This window comes from Pseudomonas sp. B21-028 (assembly GCF_024749045.1).
Lineage (GTDB): Bacteria > Pseudomonadota > Gammaproteobacteria > Pseudomonadales > Pseudomonadaceae > Aquipseudomonas.
On record NZ_CP087184.1, the window covers coordinates 2235829 to 2251283 of the forward strand.

Consider the following 15455-nt stretch of genomic DNA (forward strand, 5'->3'; position numbering starts at 1 on the left):
TTGATCGATGGTCAATTATTCCTCATCGGTCGCGACGCCACTCCAACAGTCGCGATCGCCTGTGCGAGGGCCGCAGCCAGGCGGGCAACGGGACGGTCCTCGCGCTCAAGCAGGACCACCTGGCGCAGGCTCTGCGGTTCACCGAATGGACGTATGTCCAAATCGTGCAGGCATTCGAGATCTCGCGCCGACAGAGGCACCACGGCCACGCCGAGTCCTCCCGAAACCATGTGGATGATAGCTTCCTGGCTGTCCAGCTCCATGGCTGTCTGAACCCGCAGACGCATGCGACGCAGTTCCCGCTCAATGGTTCGTCCTGCCCATGCGCGCCGGTCAAAGCGGATGAAAGGCTGCTCCTGGAGCAATTGTCTCAGGGGCAGATTCTTGAGGTGCGGGGGCGCGATGATCCAGAATGCTTCCTGATACAGCGGTGTACTCACCAGCCCGTAGGGGTGGGGTTTGACCGGTTGGGTGGTTACGGCGGCGTCCAGCTCGCCGGCTTCGACCCGCGTCGCCAGTTCCGCCGACATTCCGGACGCCACGTTGATGCGCAGATGCGGATGACTTTTGCTCAGCGCCGCCAAGGCTGCCGGAAGTATGCCGGCCAACGCGGTGTGGATCGCCCCGACCCGCAGGCGTCCGCGCAGCTCACTGTTCTCGCCGACGTCCGCGGCGATGCTGTCATACAATGCAAGGATCTCGTTGGCCCGTTCCACCGCCAGGTGTCCGGCTTCGGTGAGCACCGGCAGGCGTCGAGACCGGTCGAACAGCGGCGCATTGAACTCATCCTCCAGGCCTTTGATATGCAGGCTCACCGCGGACTGAGTCAGGTGCACCGCTTCGGCAGCTCGGGCAAATGACCCATGCTGGGCGATAGCGACCAGTGTGCGCAGTGCTCTTAGGGACATTGTGATTGGCTCTTGGATGAAAAAAGGTAGCCCGAACGGCATGGAACCCAGCGGTGCATTATTTCTTCAAGTGCCGGTTCACGGCAATCCATGTGGGAGCGAGCCTGCTCGCGATAGCGGTGTGTCCGTCGACGAAGGTGTTGCCTGGTTGCCGCCATTGCGAGCAGGCTCGCTCCCGCAGGGGATGCAGCGTGAACCTTCCCTTTATCCATTGTGCGGCCTGCGCCCTGGTGACTTGAACATGAATTTCTCCGTAGCCGCCACGCCGTCAGGTTTGCGTGGCCTGCTCATCCGTTCGATGGGCCCCGTGGCGACGATTGCCGTAGCCCAGCTGTTCGGCACTTCGCTGTGGTTCAGTGCCAACAGCACCGCCGAAGAGCTGATGCGTGCCTGGAGCGCTAGCTCCACCGACATCGGCTGGCTGACCAACGCCGTGCAGTTGGGCTTCATTCTCGGCACATTGAGCCTGTCGCTCAGTGGCGTTGCCGACCGTTTTCGCGCGAGCACGTTGTTCGTGTGCAGCGCTATCGCCGGCGCGCTGTTCAACCTCGGTTTTGCCTGGTTGGCGGAAGGGCTGCTGAGCGGGGGAGTGTTGCGTTTTTGTGTGGGAATCACGTTGGCCGGTATCTACCCCATGGGGATGAAGCTGATCGTGGGGTGGGCGCCGGAGCGCACCGGCCTGGCCCTGGCTCAACTGGTGGCAATGCTGACCCTGGGCACCGCGCTGCCCCACGCCTTGCGGATGGTGGGTGCAGATTGGCCGTGGCAGGCGATCATCACCGCATCCTCGGTGCTGGCCCTCGCCGGTGCGGTCCTGATTGGCGTATTGGGCGAAGGGCCCCACGCCCGTGCCGGCTCCGTCCCGGGTGCCGCCAAGACCCAACGAGCAGGAGCGATCCTCGGGGCTTTCAGGATCGCTCGTTTTCGCGCGGCGACCCTGGGCTACTTCGGCCATATGTGGGAGCTCTATGCGTTCTGGACATTGGTGCCGATGATCGTGAGCCGTACCGGGTTGGCATCTTCCTTCCCTGCCTTGGGGGTGGCGGGCCTGTCGTTTTGCATCATGGCGCTGGGGGCGGTGGGCTCGATTCTGGGAGGGCTTTTGTCCCAGCGAACAGGCAGCGCCAAGGTGGCGCTGGGAGCGTTGAGCCTGTCGGGGGCCTGCGGACTGTCGTTTGTCCTCTGCGCCGATCTATTGCCGATGTGGGCCGTGTTGGCCTTACTGGGGATCTGGGGCGCGTCGGTGGTGGCCGACTCGCCGCAGTTCTCCGCGCTCGCGGCTCAGGCTTGCCCGCGCGATGCGGTCGGCAGTGCCCTGGCTATCCAGAACAGCATCGGCTTTGCCATCACCGTTGTCTCGATTGCAGCCACCACCTGGCTGTTCGAGCGCATCGGCATCGACGCGCTGTGGTTGCTGGTTCCGGGCCCGGTGCTGGGCGTCAGCGGATTCATCCTGGCCTCCCGCCAGGCATGAGGCTCGATCCTGGCGGGCAGGGGAGGCGTCACACCATTGCCAATCGCTGCTTGTCCTGGGGCTGTGGAAAGAACAGGTCCAGGGCTGCCAGGTCCTGGGGCGCCAATTGCAGGTTCGTCGCTTCGGCGTTCAAACGCACATGTTCCGGTTGCACCGCCTTGGGAATGGCGATGATGTTGTCCTGGCGCAACAACCAGGCCAGTGCAACCTGTGCCGGCGTCGCGCCGTGGCGCTCGGCGATCTGGCCCAGGGTGTGATCCTTGAGCAGATGCCCGCCCTGGCCGACCGGGCAGTAGGCCATGACCGGCATGGAGCGCTGCCGGCACCAGGGCAGCAGGTCGAATTCGATACCCCGCTCTTGCAGGTTGTACAGCACCTGGTTGGTGGCGCAGGCCGGCGAAGCCAGCTCTTCAAGGTCCTCCACATCAAAGTTCGAGACGCCCCAGCGGCCGATCTTGCCTTCTTCACGCAGGCGTTCGAAGGCTTCGACGGTTTCTTCCAGCGGGTACTGGCCACGCCAGTGCAGCAGGTACAGGTCGATGTAGTCGGTGTCGAGTCGCCGCAGGCTGCGTTCGCAGGCCAAGGGAATGCCTTTGCGGCTGGCGTTGTGAGGGTAGACCTTGCTGACCAGGAATACCTGGTCCCGAAGGCCGGTGATCGCCTCGCCCACGACGGCCTCGGCACCGCCCTCGGCGTACATTTCAGCCGTGTCGATCAGGGTCATGCCCAGTTCGATGCCCAGGCGCAGGGCGGCTACTTCTTTCTTGCGGGCGGACGGTTCCTCACCCATGTGCCAGGTACCCTGACCGATCACGGGTACGGACACGCCGGCCAACTCCAGAGTCTTCATGCCTGTCTCCTATGTGCTTGAACATCAGACGTGTGGCAGCAGGATAGACCAAGTGTTCAGCTCGATCGACGGCAGACCTGCCGTTCCCTGTGGGAGCGAGCCTGCCCACGATAGCGGTGGTTCAATCGGCATCGATGTCGACGGATACACCGTCATCGCGAGCAGGCTCGCTCCCACACTCAGGCGACCAATGTGGGAGCGATCAGGTAGGAGGGTTATTTCGCCGAGAACTTCAACACCATGGTCTGGGTGTAGGTCTGGCCCGGATCAAGCCGCGTGGATGGGAATTTCGGCTGGTTTGGTGAATCGGGGAAATGTTGGGTCTCCAGGGTGAACGCGCTCCAGTGCGGATAAACCTTGCCCTGTTTGCCCTTGACGGTGCCATCGAGGAAGTTGCTGGTGTAGAGCTGCACCCCTGGCTCGGTGGTGTAGAGCTGCAAGCGACGTCCCGACTGCGGGTCGTAGACATCGGCGGCCGGTTTGCTCACGTCACCCTGGGTGTCCAGGACCCAGTTGAAATCGAAGCCACCCTGTTTCGGTTCGGCGAACTTGAGTTGTGGATGGTCGGCCTTGATGTGGGTACCGAAGGCGGTGGGCTTGGTGAAGTCCATGGGTGTGCCGGCCACGGGCGCCAATTCGCCGGTGGGGATGAGTTTGGCGGTCACAGGGGTGTAGTGGGAGGCGTACAGGGTGGCGACCTGTTTCAGGATGTCGCCGTTACCGGCACCCGCGAGGTTGAAATAGCTGTGGTTGGTCAGGTTCAGCACCGTGGGTTTGTCGGTGGTGGCCTTGTAGTCGATGCGCAGCTCGTTCTGCTCGGTGAGGCTGTAGGTGACATCGGTCGTCAGGGCACCCGGAAAGCCCATCTCACCGTCCGCCGACAGGTAGGTCAGGGTCACGCCCACCGAATCCTTGCCGTTATGGGGCGCGGCTTTCCAGACGCGTTTATCGAACCCTTGCGGTCCGCCGTGCAGGGAGTTGCCGTGGTCATTCTGGGGGACCTGGTAGCGCTTGCCGTCCAGTTCGAACGCACCGTCGGCCAGACGATTGCCGAAGCGGCCGATGGTCGCGCCGAAATACACGTTGCCGTTCTTCTGATAGCCCTGGACATCATCGAAGCCAAGTACCACGTCGGCGGCCTTGCCGTGTTTGTCCGGCACGATCAATGACTGGAGGATCCCGCCGTAAGTGATGACGGTAGCCTCCATGCCGTGACTGTTGCGCAACACATATTTTTCCACCGCGGTGCCATCGTCGGTCTTGCCGAACGCAGCGCGTTCATTGGTCAGGCCGGCGGCCTGGGAGGCAGAGGTGGCGATCATCAGAGACACTCCGAGGGCCGTGAGCAGATGTCTGGATTCAAGCATGGTAGACCTTCCTTCTTGTGGTTTTGTTGTTGTTTTGAACGCGGGTCGAGTCGGTTACTTGGTCGGACAGCGGTGAAGGTTTTTCTGTTCAGTAGTCTATCTATTTGAGGGGTGAGAAGGGATTTATAGCGAAAAATCGAAATTTATCAATTAAAAAGTAATACTAATTAAGCGAGGCGAGTCTTGCCCAAGCGTCAGACTCGACACGCAGCACTGCACTTTTAGGGTTTTTGCCGCTCTATCCATGGCCAGGAGCGGCGACTCCCACCGCTTCCCTATGCTCAGATCGAGATTCAATGGCCGGTGTTTTCTATTGCCTGATGGTGTTACGACGTCGCTGTCCCGTGCTGCTGGGTGGGGCGTTGATATTGCTCAGTGGTGGTTGCAGTCACCAGCAGGGCCAGGACATGGTCACTCAGTTCAGCAACACCCGGCCCCAGGAGTTCTTGCAGACCAGCGTCGATCGCATGGCCACATTGGCGATGCACGACAACCTGCAAAGCCTCTACTTGTTGATGAGCAAGCTTTACCTGCGCAATCCCCAGGAATTGCGCAAATCCGGCTTCCTCGATGCCCGCACTGCAGAGAAGCAGGTGCGCATGGCCATCGAGCAGCAGCAACCCTTGCCGACCTTGGGCGGCAAGAAGGACCTGGCGGCCCTGAGCTACGCCATGAGCCCGGAGTTTCTCGGCGACCGGGTCGGTGCCTTCATCTATGCCATCGGTAGCATGCTGGTGACGGCCCATGGCAACCGGCTCGAGTTCTACATGACCGACACCATCGACCCGCGCTTTGTCAGCAATGCGGCGCGCAATATCGAAAAAGCCACCTGGATACTCAGTCAGCGGCAGGATAAGGACGGCAACCTGTTGCTGTTTTCCAACGAGATATCGGAGGAGGGCAGTAACCTGAGTTTCGCTGTGGAGTTCGGGAAAATCGTCGCACGGCTGGACTTGCTGACGCAGATGCTGGATGAGCGTTATCGGCGGATCGGGCTGAACTACGCTCAGAGCCTGCTGTTTCTCAACTTCTTGCCGGTTCAGTAGGCTTTTGGGGAAAAGGCATAAAGATAGATCACAACGTTATAGGGCGGTTATAAGAAAAATCGCTATGCTCGCGGCGAGATTTTCCACGCGGTTATGCTGAGACGGTTTTGATGGATTTCGGTAATGTCGGTTTAGTCGTAGCGGGCCTGGTGGTCGGCTTCATCGTCGGAATGACCGGTGTCGGCGGCGGTTCGCTGATGACTCCCATTCTGTTGTGGTTCGGTATCAACCCCGCGACTGCCGTGGGTACGGACCTGCTGTACGCGGCCATTACCAAATCCGGCGGCGTGCTGGTGCATGCTAGGAATCGCAATATCGATTGGGCAATCACCGGTTGGCTGACCTTGGGCAGTGTGCCGGCGGTCGGGCTGACGCTGTGGTTTCTCAGCAGCCTGCACAGTTCACCGGATGCCATGAACGCCGTCATCAAGCAGGCTCTGGGCTTCGTGCTGTTCGCCACCGCCCTGGCGATCCTGTTCAAGAAGCGCCTGCTGCAATTCGCCCATGATCGCGCTGGCGGTCACTACAACCCCACCGGCACGCGACTCAATGTACTGACGGTCGTTACCGGCCTGGTGCTGGGCACGATGGTCGCGTTGACCTCCATTGGCGCCGGCGCCCTGGGCACCGTCGCCTTGTTCATTCTCTACCCGTTCCTGGTCACCAAGCGCCTGATAGGCACCGAAATTGCCCACGCCGTGCCGCTGACCCTGGTTGCCGGCCTGGGCCATGCGAGCATGGGCAACATGGACTGGCACATCCTCGGTTATCTGCTGGTGGGCTCGTTGCCGGGAATCTACCTGGGCAGTCACTTGTCGGGACGTATCTCCGACGAACTGCTGCGCCCGTGCCTGGCGGTGATGCTGGCGATGATCGGGTTCAAGCTGGCGTTCTGATTGCTGTGGGACACAGCCCTTTGAGTTTTCACATGGTCCCCTGTGGGAGCGAGCCTGCTCGCGATAGCGGTGGGTCAATCAGTATTGATGTCGACTGACACACCGTCATCGCGAGCAGGCTCGCTCCCACAGTAGTCCGTGTCTGCCTCTGCATCGCTTGCTCCCTCCCGCACCACGGTTGCGCAATGACCCCGCTGACCTAAGCTTCATGGCAGGCTGGCGCAGTATTGGGCGACTCTCTCGCGGAACAATTGCCGCCCTGTGCAATCAGTACAGCGTGAATATCAAAAGGAGAGGCGCATGCTCATTCGGTCATTGACCTTGGCAACCTTGCTGGCCATCGCCGGCCCCCTGTTCGCCGCAGATGGTGACTCACCCCTGGTGGCGGAGGTGGGCAGGTCCCGTTCCTTGGTCGTCATCGCGCCCAGCACCGTGGACCCTGCATGGGTCAGCCTGAAAAAGGCCCTGGACGAACCGGCGGGCAAGCAGGGTTTTTCCGAGCGCAACATGGTCCTCTACACCGTGCTCAACACCATCGGGCAGCGCGACGGCAAGGACCTGGACCCCCAAAGCACCATGGCGCTGATCCGTTCACTCAAGCTGGGGGCCGGGGCCCAGACCAAGATCATCCTGGTGGGCAAGGATGGGGAAAAGAAGCTTGAGCATTCCGGGGCAATCGAACTGAAGGAACTCTTCGACACTGTCGATAAGCTGCCCGCGGCAGAAAAAGAAGCAACGCCTCCCGCGCCACCTCCAGCGCCTGAAGTTGCACCGGCCAAGGATACGAAGGGCGCGAAGCCCGGCAAGGCAGCCAAGCCTGCGGCTGCGCCGAAACCGTTGGATGATTGATCTGCTGGTGATCCCTGTGGCGAGGGGATTTATCCCCGCTGGGCTGCGTAGCAGCCCCTCCTGAATCGCACCGCCGTGTCATGTGGGCTGAATGGCAGTTTTTTGGGGCTGCTTCGCACCCCAGCGGGGATAAATCCCCTCGCCACAGGAGCTCGATTTACTTCTCATCCAACGCCATCAGGATCCGGTGCGCCGCCTTCACCCGTTCCTCGATGGGATAATTCCTGTTCGCCAACAGCACGATGCCCATGTTCTTGCCAGGCACGAAAGCCGCATAGGCGCCGAAGCCGCCAGTCGAGCCGGTCTTGTTGATCCACGCGCTGTCCGGGGCAGGGCGGGGCGGATCGAGAGGCTCGACCTTGTTCGGTTTCATGGCGACTTCCGCCGAATTGCCAGCCAGCAGCTCACTGACCGTCACCGGGTAGGGGTAGAACTCCCAGCCCAACCCCTGGGTCATGCCGCCGACCTGGTAGAACCCGGTGTGGGTCGTGGCGATGGCTTGTTGCAGGTCAGGGGTCAGCTTTTCCGGTCGCAGGTTGGCCTCGACGAAACGGATCAGGTCCGAGGTGCTGGTTTTCACGCCATAGGCTTCGGAGTCCATTGCCCCGGGACCGACCCGGACTGGCTTGCCGTCCTTTGCGTAGCCTTGGGCGTATCGGCCCGACTCTGACGCCGGCACCCGCAGGTAACTGTGCTTGAGGCCCAGGCCCGGCATCAGCATCTGTTCCATCGCATCATCGAAAGGGCGATCCAGGCTGCGGGCGGCCAGATAGCCGAACAGGCCGATGCTCGGGTTCGAATAGAGCCGTTGGGTACCGGCCGGGTAAAGCGGTTTCCAGGCCTTGTAGTAGCCAAACATCCGGTCCGGGTGGTCCGCGCTCTCGGGAAACTGCAACGGCAATCCACCGGCGGTGTAGGTGGCGAGGTTGAGCAGGCTGGTGCTCTCCAGGGCGCCGCCGTGCAACTCGGGGGCGTAGCGGCCGGCCGGATCCGACAGCGACAGCTTGCCCTGGGCCTGGGCGTAGGCGCCGAGTGTTGCGGTGAAGGTCTTGCTGACCGAGCCTATTTCAAAGAGCGTCTGGTCGGTGACCGGCTGCTTCGTTTCCCTGGAGGCCACGCCGTAATTGAAGTAGTGAGGTTGGCCGTCCAGCGTGATCGCCACGGCCATGCCGGCGATGTCCTGTCGCTTCATCAAGGGTTCGATAACCGCATTGACGGTCTCTTCGAGGCGATCCTGGGCAAAGCCCGGCATGATTCCACATCCCAGCAAAAAGGTGCCTGCAAGTATCGATCGGGTCATTTGCATGTTGACCGTTCTCCATGAATGGCGAGAGTTCAAACCGCGCTGCATCCGGCAGCCTTGACGGCTCAATGCACCGTTGGGGTGCAATCTTTGGAGCGCACTCTAGGAAGTTTTCGGCGACGAGGCAACCCGAAGTCTTTCGCTCCGGGGCAGGTTCCGAGCCATCCGACGAGGGCGAAAGAGGGATCCTACAAAAAGCCTGGGTCGCACAGGCGGGTTCCCCATTGGCAAACCACCACAAATCCATGGCCTCCGGGTAGACTTGTGCTCTTTCCAGAGGAGTTCACATGAGTTACTACCAGCCCGGCATTCTCGCCACCCCTGTTCCGCCTCAGGCTCGTCACTTGTTTTTCGCCCTGGAATCGGCCGAGGCGTTGCCGGCTGCGCTCGACAGGTTGGTGCTGCAACTGGACGGGCGTGAGGTGATCGGTCTAGGCGAGTCGCTGGTCCAGGCGCTGGGCGCTCACATCGAAGGCTTGCGGGCATTTCCTGCGCTGGCGGGCGTGGGCGTGGACAATCCTTCGACCCAACACGCGCTGTGGTGCTGGCTGCACGGCGAAGACCGCGGCGAACTGCTGCACCGCAGCCGCGCCATCGAGGCGGCGCTGGCGCCGGCGTTGCGCCTGGTGCAGATGAACGAAACCTTCCGCCACATGACCGGCCACGACCTGACGGGCTATGAAGACGGCACCGAGAACCCCCACGACGAAGCCGCCATCGCCGCGGCCCTGGCCCAGGGCACCGACGGTCTGCGCGGTGGCAGTTTCGCGGCGATCCAGCAGTGGCAACACGATCTGGATGGCTTCGCGGCCCTGCAACCCCATGAACGCGACAACATCATGGGCCGGCGGCTGAGCGACAACGAAGAGCTCGACGATGCGCCGGTGTCGGCCCACGTCAAACGCACTGCCCAGGAAAGCTTCGCGCCTCAAGCGTTCGTCGTGCGCCGCTCCATGCCGTGGATCGAAGGGGGGCGGGCCGGCCTGATGTTCCTGGCGTTCGGCTTCTCCCTCGACGCTTTCGAGGCGCAACTGCGGCGCATGAGCGGGCTTGAAGATGGCATCACCGATGGCTTGTATCGCATGAGCCGGCCGATTACCGGCGGCTACTACTGGTGCCCGCCGTTGCTGGACGGACGCCTGGACCTGCGGGCCCTGGCCGGGGGTTGTGCAAAAGCGTGACGTGAACGCTATCCTTGGCCCCGGACGTCTACCGTGGAACAGGGGAAGCAGCGTGGATAAAGTCATCGTGATCACCGGTGGTGGCCGTGGTATCGGGGCGGCCACGGCATTACTGGCTGCCGAGCTGGGGTATCGGATCTGCATCAACTACCAGTCCGATGAAAACGCCGCGCAGGACGTGCTGGCGCAGGTTCGCGCCAAGGGCGCACAGGTCATTGCCGTGCGCGCCGATGTGAGTATCGAGGATGAAGTGGTCGGCCTGTTCGACCGGGTGGACGCGGAGCTGGGGCGCGTCACGGCGCTGGTGAACAACGCCGGTACGGTCGCCCACAAGTCCCGGCTCGACGAGATGTCCGAGTTCCGCATCCTCAAGATCATGAAGACCAACGTACTGGGGCCGATCCTCTGCGCCAAGCACGCCGTGCTGCGCATGTCCCCCCGGCATGGCGGGCAGGGCGGCAGTATCGTCAACGTGTCATCGGTGGCCGCCCGCCTGGGCTCGCCGAACGAATACGTCGACTATGCCGCTTCCAAGGGCGCGCTGGACACCTTCACCATCGGCCTGTCCAAGGAAGTGGCGGGCGAGGGTATCCGCGTCAATGCGGTTCGCCCGGGCTACATCTACACCGATTTCCATGCCCTCAGCGGTGATCCGGAACGGGTCAGCAAACTGGAATCGGCAATCCCCATGGCCCGGGGCGGACGTCCGGATGAAGTGGCTGAAGCGATTATCTGGTTGCTGTCGGACAAGGCTTCGTATGCCACCGGGACGTTTCTGGATTTGGGCGGGGGGCGCTGAGTTTCGTCAGCACTGGCCCCATCGCGAGCAGGCTCGCTCCCACAATGGATCTTCAGTGGCCCTGTACTCAGGTTCACAGCAGATCGATGTGGGAGCGAGCCTGCTCGCGATGGGGGCAACACCGACAACCCGATCTCAAAACGACCGGATAATCCGCCCCAACGTCTCCATGGCCTTTTCCGACGCCTCGGTCCAAGGGCTGCCGTAGTTCAAGCGAATGCAGTTCCTGAACCGCTGCGTCGCTGAAAAGATCGGGCCTGGTGCGATGCTGATGCCCTGGGCCAAGGCCATCTGGAACAGTTTCAGCGAGTCCATCTGTTCCGGCAGCTCCAGCCACAGGAAATATCCTCCGGCCGGGTGGCTGACGCGGGTCTGGGCCGGGAAATGGCGGGCGATGGCGGCGAGCATGGCGCTCTGCTGTTCTTCCAGGGCGTAGCGCAGTTTGCGCAGGTGGCGGTCGTAGCCGCCGTGCTGCAGGTAGTCGGCAATGGCGGCCTGGGCCGGCATCGAGGCGCACAGCGAGGTCATGAGTTTCAGGCGCTCGATTTTCTGCGCGTAACGGCCGGCGGCAACCCAGCCGATGCGGTAACCCGGTGCCAGACTCTTGGCGAACGATCCGCAGTGCATCACCAACCCTTCGGTGTCGAACGCTTTGGCCGGCTTCGGAGCTTGCTGGCCGTAGTAGAGTTCGGCGTACACGTCATCCTCGATCAATGGCACCTGATGGCGGCGCAACAACGCCACCAGCGCCTGTTTCCGTTCCTCGGGCATGGTTGCGCCCATGGGGTTCTGGAAGCTGGTCATGCACCAGCACGCCTTGATCGGATGACGCTCCAGGGTTTGTTCCAGTACCTCCAGGTCAATACCGTCGCGCGGATGCACGGGGATTTCCACGGCCTTGAGCTTGAGCCGTTCCAGCACCTGCAGGCTGGCATAGAACGCCGGTGCCTCGATGGCCACCAGGTCGCCGGGCTCGGTCACGGCTTGCAGGCACAGGTTCAAGGCTTCCAGGGCGCCGTTGGTGACCAGCAGCTCATCCATGGGCAGCATCAGTCCACCGACCATGTAGCGCAGGGCGATCTGTCGGCGCAGTTGCGGGTTGCCCGGGGACATATCGGTGACTACCACCCGCGGGTCCATATCCCGGGTGGCGCTGGACAGTGAGCGGGACAGCCGTTGCAGCGGGAACAGCGTCGGGCTGGGGAATGCCGAGCCGAAGGGCACGGTGCCCGGGTCCTTGATTGAATTCAGCACCGAGAACACCAGTTCGCTGACGTCGACCTCGGTGGATTCGTGCACCGGGCTACTGATGACCGGCTCGGAAAAAGGCCTTGGCGCATGGTTGTTGACGAAGTAGCCGGAACGCGGCCGGGCCCGGATCAGGCCGCGTCGCTCCAGCAGGTAATACGCCTGGAACACCGTGGACGGGCTGACACCGTAGGTCTGGCTGGCATAGCGCACCGACGGCACGCGCTGTCCCGGCCCCAGCATGCCGGAGCGGATCAGCTGCGCGATGTCGTCGGCGAATTTCTCGTAGCGTTTCATTTCCGGTCCAGTCAGCAACGGTTCAGGTTGCGCATCTACTGCGGGAGCGAGCCTGCTCGCGATAGCGGGCTGCCAGACACATCAAGATTGACTGTGTTGGCCTCATCGCGAGCAGGCTCGCTCCCACAAAAAAAGCTCTGCATCTTAAGGCTTCAGCGATTCATCGGCGCGACAAAACGGCTTTTGGCCTCGCTATGAATGTTGGGCTCGTCACTGTCGGCTACCTTGAAGGTCAATTCCTGCGAACCGCTGCGAGGCCGCTCGCTGAGCATTGCCACCGACACCGGTACGTCGACGATTTCTCCCGGGGCAAGGCTCAGTCGGGTCTTGCCCTGCAAGACGAAGTCGTCGCCGTTCACCAGGGAAAGCTGATAGCCCTGGCGTTGCTGGGTCTTGTTGATGATCTTCAGGCTGTAGATGTTCTCGATCAGGCCCTGGCTGTTTTCGCGGAACAGGCCGCGGTCCTTGCTCACGTCCAGAGATACCATGGGCCGCTCCACCAACGCCACCACCAGCGCGCCGATCATCACCAGCAGCACGGCGGTATAGCCGATCAGCCGTGGTCGCAGCAGGTGGGTCTTGCCCCCCTGCAACTGGCGCTCGGAAGTGTATTTGACCAGTCCGCGGGCGTAACCCATCTTGTCCATGATCGAATCGCAGGCGTCGATGCAGGCCGCGCAGCCAATGCACTCCATTTGCAGGCCGTCGCGGATATCGATGCCGGTCGGGCAGACCTGCACGCACATCTGGCAGTCGATGCAGTCTCCCAGGCCGAGACTGGCCGGGTTCGCCTCGCGCTTGCGTGGTCCGCGGACTTCGCCACGGGCCGCGTCGTAGGAAATGGTCAGGGTGTCCTTGTCGAACATCACGCTCTGGAACCGCGCATAGGGGCACATGTGCATGCACACCGCTTCACGCAGCCAGCCGGCATTGAGGTACGTGGCGCCGGTGAAGAACAGTACCCAAAAGAGGCTTACGCCGGCCATTTGCAAGGTCAGCAGTTCTTCGGCCAAGGGGCGGATCGGCGTGAAGTAGCCGACGAAGGTCAGGCCGGTGAGCAGGCTGATGGCCAGCCACAACGTGTGCTTGGCCGAGCGACGCAGCAGTTTGTCCAGGCTCCAGGGCGCGGCGTGCAGCTTGATCCGTTGGTTGCGATCGCCTTCGATGATTTTCTCGCACCACATGAAGATCCAGGTCCAGGAGCTCTGTGGACAGGTGTAGCCGCACCACACCCGGCCGGCGAACACGGTGATCGCGAACAGGCCGAAGGCGGCGATGATCAACAGCGCCGACAGAAGGATGAAGTCCTGGGGCCAGAAGGTTGCGCCGAAAATGTGGAATTTGCTTTCGGCAAGGTCCCAGAGCACTGCCTGGCGGCCGCCCCAGTTCAACCAAACCGTGCCGAAGAACAACAGGAACAGCACGCCCGCGCCGCTCATGCGCAAGGTGCGGAACACACCGCTGAAGCTGCGGGTGTGGATCAGGTTGTCGGTCGTCCTGGCTTTGATCTTCGCCGGCACAGGTTCAAAGGTCTGTATCAACTGGACGGGGATTCTATCGCTCATGGTCGGTCGCTCATCAGCCTTATCTGGCCCGGGCACTATGACCATCGAACTGTTTGCATAACAGACTCAGGTGTTTCGATAAAAACCGGATCAGATGGGCTGGAGGCCAGGGCCTGCGACAGGTTGAAGCACCCCGTATTTCTCCATGGTGAGGGGGGCATCTGTGGCGAGGGGATTTATCCCCGCTGGGTTGCGAAGCAACCCCAGAAAATTGCCCCCGATCTATCTGACATACCGATGCGATTCAATTGGGGTTGCTTCGCAACCCAGCGGGGATAAATCCCCTCGCCACAAAGTACCCACTCGACGACCAAGCGGGGTCAGATCGCCGAGCCGCTATCGGTCGCTTTGAGATGCTCGCGTCCATCCTTCGCGCCGGCCACGGTCAGGGCGTCGGCTTCGGCCTCGGTGATGTAGATACGCTGGCCATCGACCTCCACCGCCGACATGGCCTTGTCCGCGTCGGTGATGATCGTCAGCTCGCTGGCGGAATAGTCTTTCGGGCCATTGGGGGTATCGAAACGACAGGTCTGCTGGTTGATATCAACGGTCATGGTGCTGCTCCTTCCTGATGTCCTGAGCGTTAGGCGCCTCCCGCTTGCGAGGGTTCGTTGCGCCGGATCAGCGGTCGGTGCACCTCTGGCGTCCGTTGCGGTCCATCGTTTATCGACTGCATGAGGAGGGGGTGTATGGAAGCGTGGTGGCATCAGGTCTGGATCACTCTGCAATCGGAATTCGCCGATATCGGCGATACCCAGCAAATGACGCGTGTCACGGTGCGCCTGCTGATGGCCGCGCTGCTCGGCGGCATCCTGGGGTTCGAGCGTGAACACAAGGGCAAGGCGGCCGGCGTGCGCACCCATATGCTCGTCGCGCTGGGCGCGGCGCTGTTCGTGCTGGTGCCGCAGATGTCCGGCTCCCAGGCCGACGCTATGAGCCGGGTCATACAAGGCATTGTCGCGGGCATCGGTTTTCTTGGTGCGGGCACCATCTTGAAGAACACCGATGGCGACGAAGGCCACGTAAAAGGCCTGACCACCGCTGCCGGCCTGTGGATGACGGCGGCCATAGGCGTTGCGGCCGGGTTGGGCCGGGAAGCGACGGCGGTGCTGAGCACGTTGCTGGCGTTGGCGGTCTTCAGTGTGATGCCGATGATTGTCCGGGCGCTGGAGAGGGATGACAAAACGTGATCCCGGCGTTAAGCCCTCAATGCAACACCTGTGGGAGCGAGCCTGCTCGCGATGACGGAATGCCAGACAACCCATCTGTGACTGACACACCGCTTCGCGAGCAGGCTCGCTCCCACAGGTTCTCCACTACGCTTGTCTTTCACACCCGTTCCGGCGGCGCCTCGCTCGGCGGATCGCCCACTGGCTGCTGGGGAGCGAGTGGAGGATCTTTCTCCGGAACAGGTTCCGGGTCGGGGCCGGGAGGCGGCAGGGTGGGGTCGTCGATGTTGGGATCGGGGGTTTCGGCCGGGATGGGAATATTCATCGGGACGGGTCTCCGTGACACACGTGGCTTGAGTTGTGCTTACTGTTGTTGACCACCCTGGGCCGGGTTTTATCCCAGTCACCGCCGGGCACATCCCGCTGAACTTTTCCCTGCCGGTCCGGTTCGGAGTTTAAGTGAGTTCTTTCAGGGACCAATTTTCAGAGACCAGTGGGCCTTT

General features: G+C 61.9%; 15 protein-coding genes. 7 read left to right on the forward strand and 8 right to left on the reverse strand.

Going from position 1 to position 15455, the window contains the following annotated elements; all coding sequences use genetic code 11:
- Window positions 1–11: 11 nt before the first annotated feature.
- Window positions 12–908 (reverse strand): LysR family transcriptional regulator, encoded by an 897-nt coding sequence (locus LOY35_RS10195; RefSeq protein ID WP_258632197.1) that lies wholly within the window; start codon window positions 906–908, stop codon window positions 12–14.
- A gap of 241 nt (window positions 909–1149) precedes the next feature.
- On the opposite strand from LOY35_RS10195, the gene LOY35_RS10200 reads away from it, so the two are divergent.
- Window positions 1150–2382 (forward strand): MFS transporter, encoded by a 1233-nt coding sequence (locus LOY35_RS10200; protein ID WP_258632199.1) that lies wholly within the window; start codon window positions 1150–1152, stop codon window positions 2380–2382.
- A 28-nt stretch (window positions 2383–2410) separates the two neighbouring features.
- Here the strand turns inward: LOY35_RS10200 and LOY35_RS10205 are convergent, their stop codons facing one another.
- The gene (locus LOY35_RS10205) at window positions 2411–3232 is read right to left on the reverse strand and encodes an aldo/keto reductase (protein ID WP_258632200.1); all 822 of its coding nucleotides are present in this window, start codon (window positions 3230–3232) and stop codon (window positions 2411–2413) included.
- Between the two features lie 215 nt (window positions 3233–3447).
- Window positions 3448–4599, reverse strand: a complete 1152-nt coding sequence (locus tag LOY35_RS10210) for an aldose epimerase family protein (RefSeq protein WP_258632202.1) — start codon at window positions 4597–4599, stop codon at window positions 3448–3450.
- Between the two features lie 320 nt (window positions 4600–4919).
- Between LOY35_RS10210 and LOY35_RS10215 the strand changes: the two genes are divergently transcribed.
- From LOY35_RS10215 to LOY35_RS10225, 3 genes are all read left to right on the forward strand, one after another.
- Window positions 4920–5645, forward strand: a complete 726-nt coding sequence (locus tag LOY35_RS10215) for a hypothetical protein (protein WP_258633541.1) — start codon at window positions 4920–4922, stop codon at window positions 5643–5645.
- Window positions 5646–5755: 110 nt separating this feature from the next.
- Window positions 5756–6541 (forward strand): sulfite exporter TauE/SafE family protein, encoded by a 786-nt coding sequence (locus LOY35_RS10220; RefSeq protein ID WP_258632204.1) that lies wholly within the window; start codon window positions 5756–5758, stop codon window positions 6539–6541.
- A gap of 300 nt (window positions 6542–6841) precedes the next feature.
- Window positions 6842–7390 (forward strand): DUF4174 domain-containing protein, encoded by a 549-nt coding sequence (locus tag LOY35_RS10225; RefSeq protein WP_258632206.1) that lies wholly within the window; start codon window positions 6842–6844, stop codon window positions 7388–7390.
- Window positions 7391–7547: 157 nt separating this feature from the next.
- On the opposite strand, the gene ampC is transcribed toward LOY35_RS10225, so the two are convergent.
- A complete protein-coding gene (gene ampC, locus LOY35_RS10230) occupies window positions 7548–8696 on the reverse strand; it encodes a class C beta-lactamase (RefSeq protein WP_258632208.1) in 1149 nt (382 codons plus the stop codon).
- 284 nt (window positions 8697–8980) lie between these two features.
- On the opposite strand from ampC, the gene LOY35_RS10235 reads away from it, so the two are divergent.
- Both LOY35_RS10235 and LOY35_RS10240 read left to right on the forward strand, forming a co-directional pair.
- A complete protein-coding gene (locus LOY35_RS10235) occupies window positions 8981–9874 on the forward strand; it encodes a Dyp-type peroxidase (RefSeq protein WP_258632210.1) in 894 nt (297 codons plus the stop codon).
- A 52-nt stretch (window positions 9875–9926) separates the two neighbouring features.
- Window positions 9927–10673 carry an SDR family oxidoreductase gene (locus LOY35_RS10240; RefSeq protein WP_258632212.1) on the forward strand — a complete coding sequence of 249 codons (747 nt, stop codon included), beginning with the start codon at window positions 9927–9929 and terminating at the stop codon, window positions 10671–10673.
- Window positions 10674–10808: 135 nt separating this feature from the next.
- Here the strand turns inward: LOY35_RS10240 and mapR are convergent, their stop codons facing one another.
- From mapR to LOY35_RS10255, 3 genes are all read right to left on the reverse strand, one after another.
- Window positions 10809–12218: a GntR family transcriptional regulator MpaR gene (gene mapR, locus LOY35_RS10245; RefSeq protein WP_258632214.1), complete on the reverse strand. Its 1410-nt coding sequence runs from the start codon at window positions 12216–12218 to the stop codon at window positions 10809–10811.
- 152 nt (window positions 12219–12370) lie between these two features.
- Window positions 12371–13783 carry a cytochrome c oxidase accessory protein CcoG gene (ccoG, locus tag LOY35_RS10250; RefSeq protein ID WP_258632215.1) on the reverse strand — a complete coding sequence of 471 codons (1413 nt, stop codon included), beginning with the start codon at window positions 13781–13783 and terminating at the stop codon, window positions 12371–12373.
- A gap of 320 nt (window positions 13784–14103) precedes the next feature.
- Window positions 14104–14337 carry a DUF3203 family protein gene (locus tag LOY35_RS10255; protein WP_258632217.1) on the reverse strand — a complete coding sequence of 78 codons (234 nt, stop codon included), beginning with the start codon at window positions 14335–14337 and terminating at the stop codon, window positions 14104–14106.
- Between the two features lie 135 nt (window positions 14338–14472).
- Here LOY35_RS10255 and LOY35_RS10260 point away from each other — a divergent pair, with 135 nt between their 5' ends.
- Entirely contained in the window at window positions 14473–14973 is a 501-nt protein-coding gene (locus tag LOY35_RS10260; RefSeq protein ID WP_258632219.1) for an MgtC/SapB family protein, read from the forward strand.
- 139 nt (window positions 14974–15112) lie between these two features.
- Here the strand turns inward: LOY35_RS10260 and LOY35_RS10265 are convergent, their stop codons facing one another.
- The gene (locus LOY35_RS10265) at window positions 15113–15277 is read right to left on the reverse strand and encodes a hypothetical protein (RefSeq protein ID WP_258632220.1); all 165 of its coding nucleotides are present in this window, start codon (window positions 15275–15277) and stop codon (window positions 15113–15115) included.
- Between the last annotated feature and the right edge of the window lie 178 nt (window positions 15278–15455).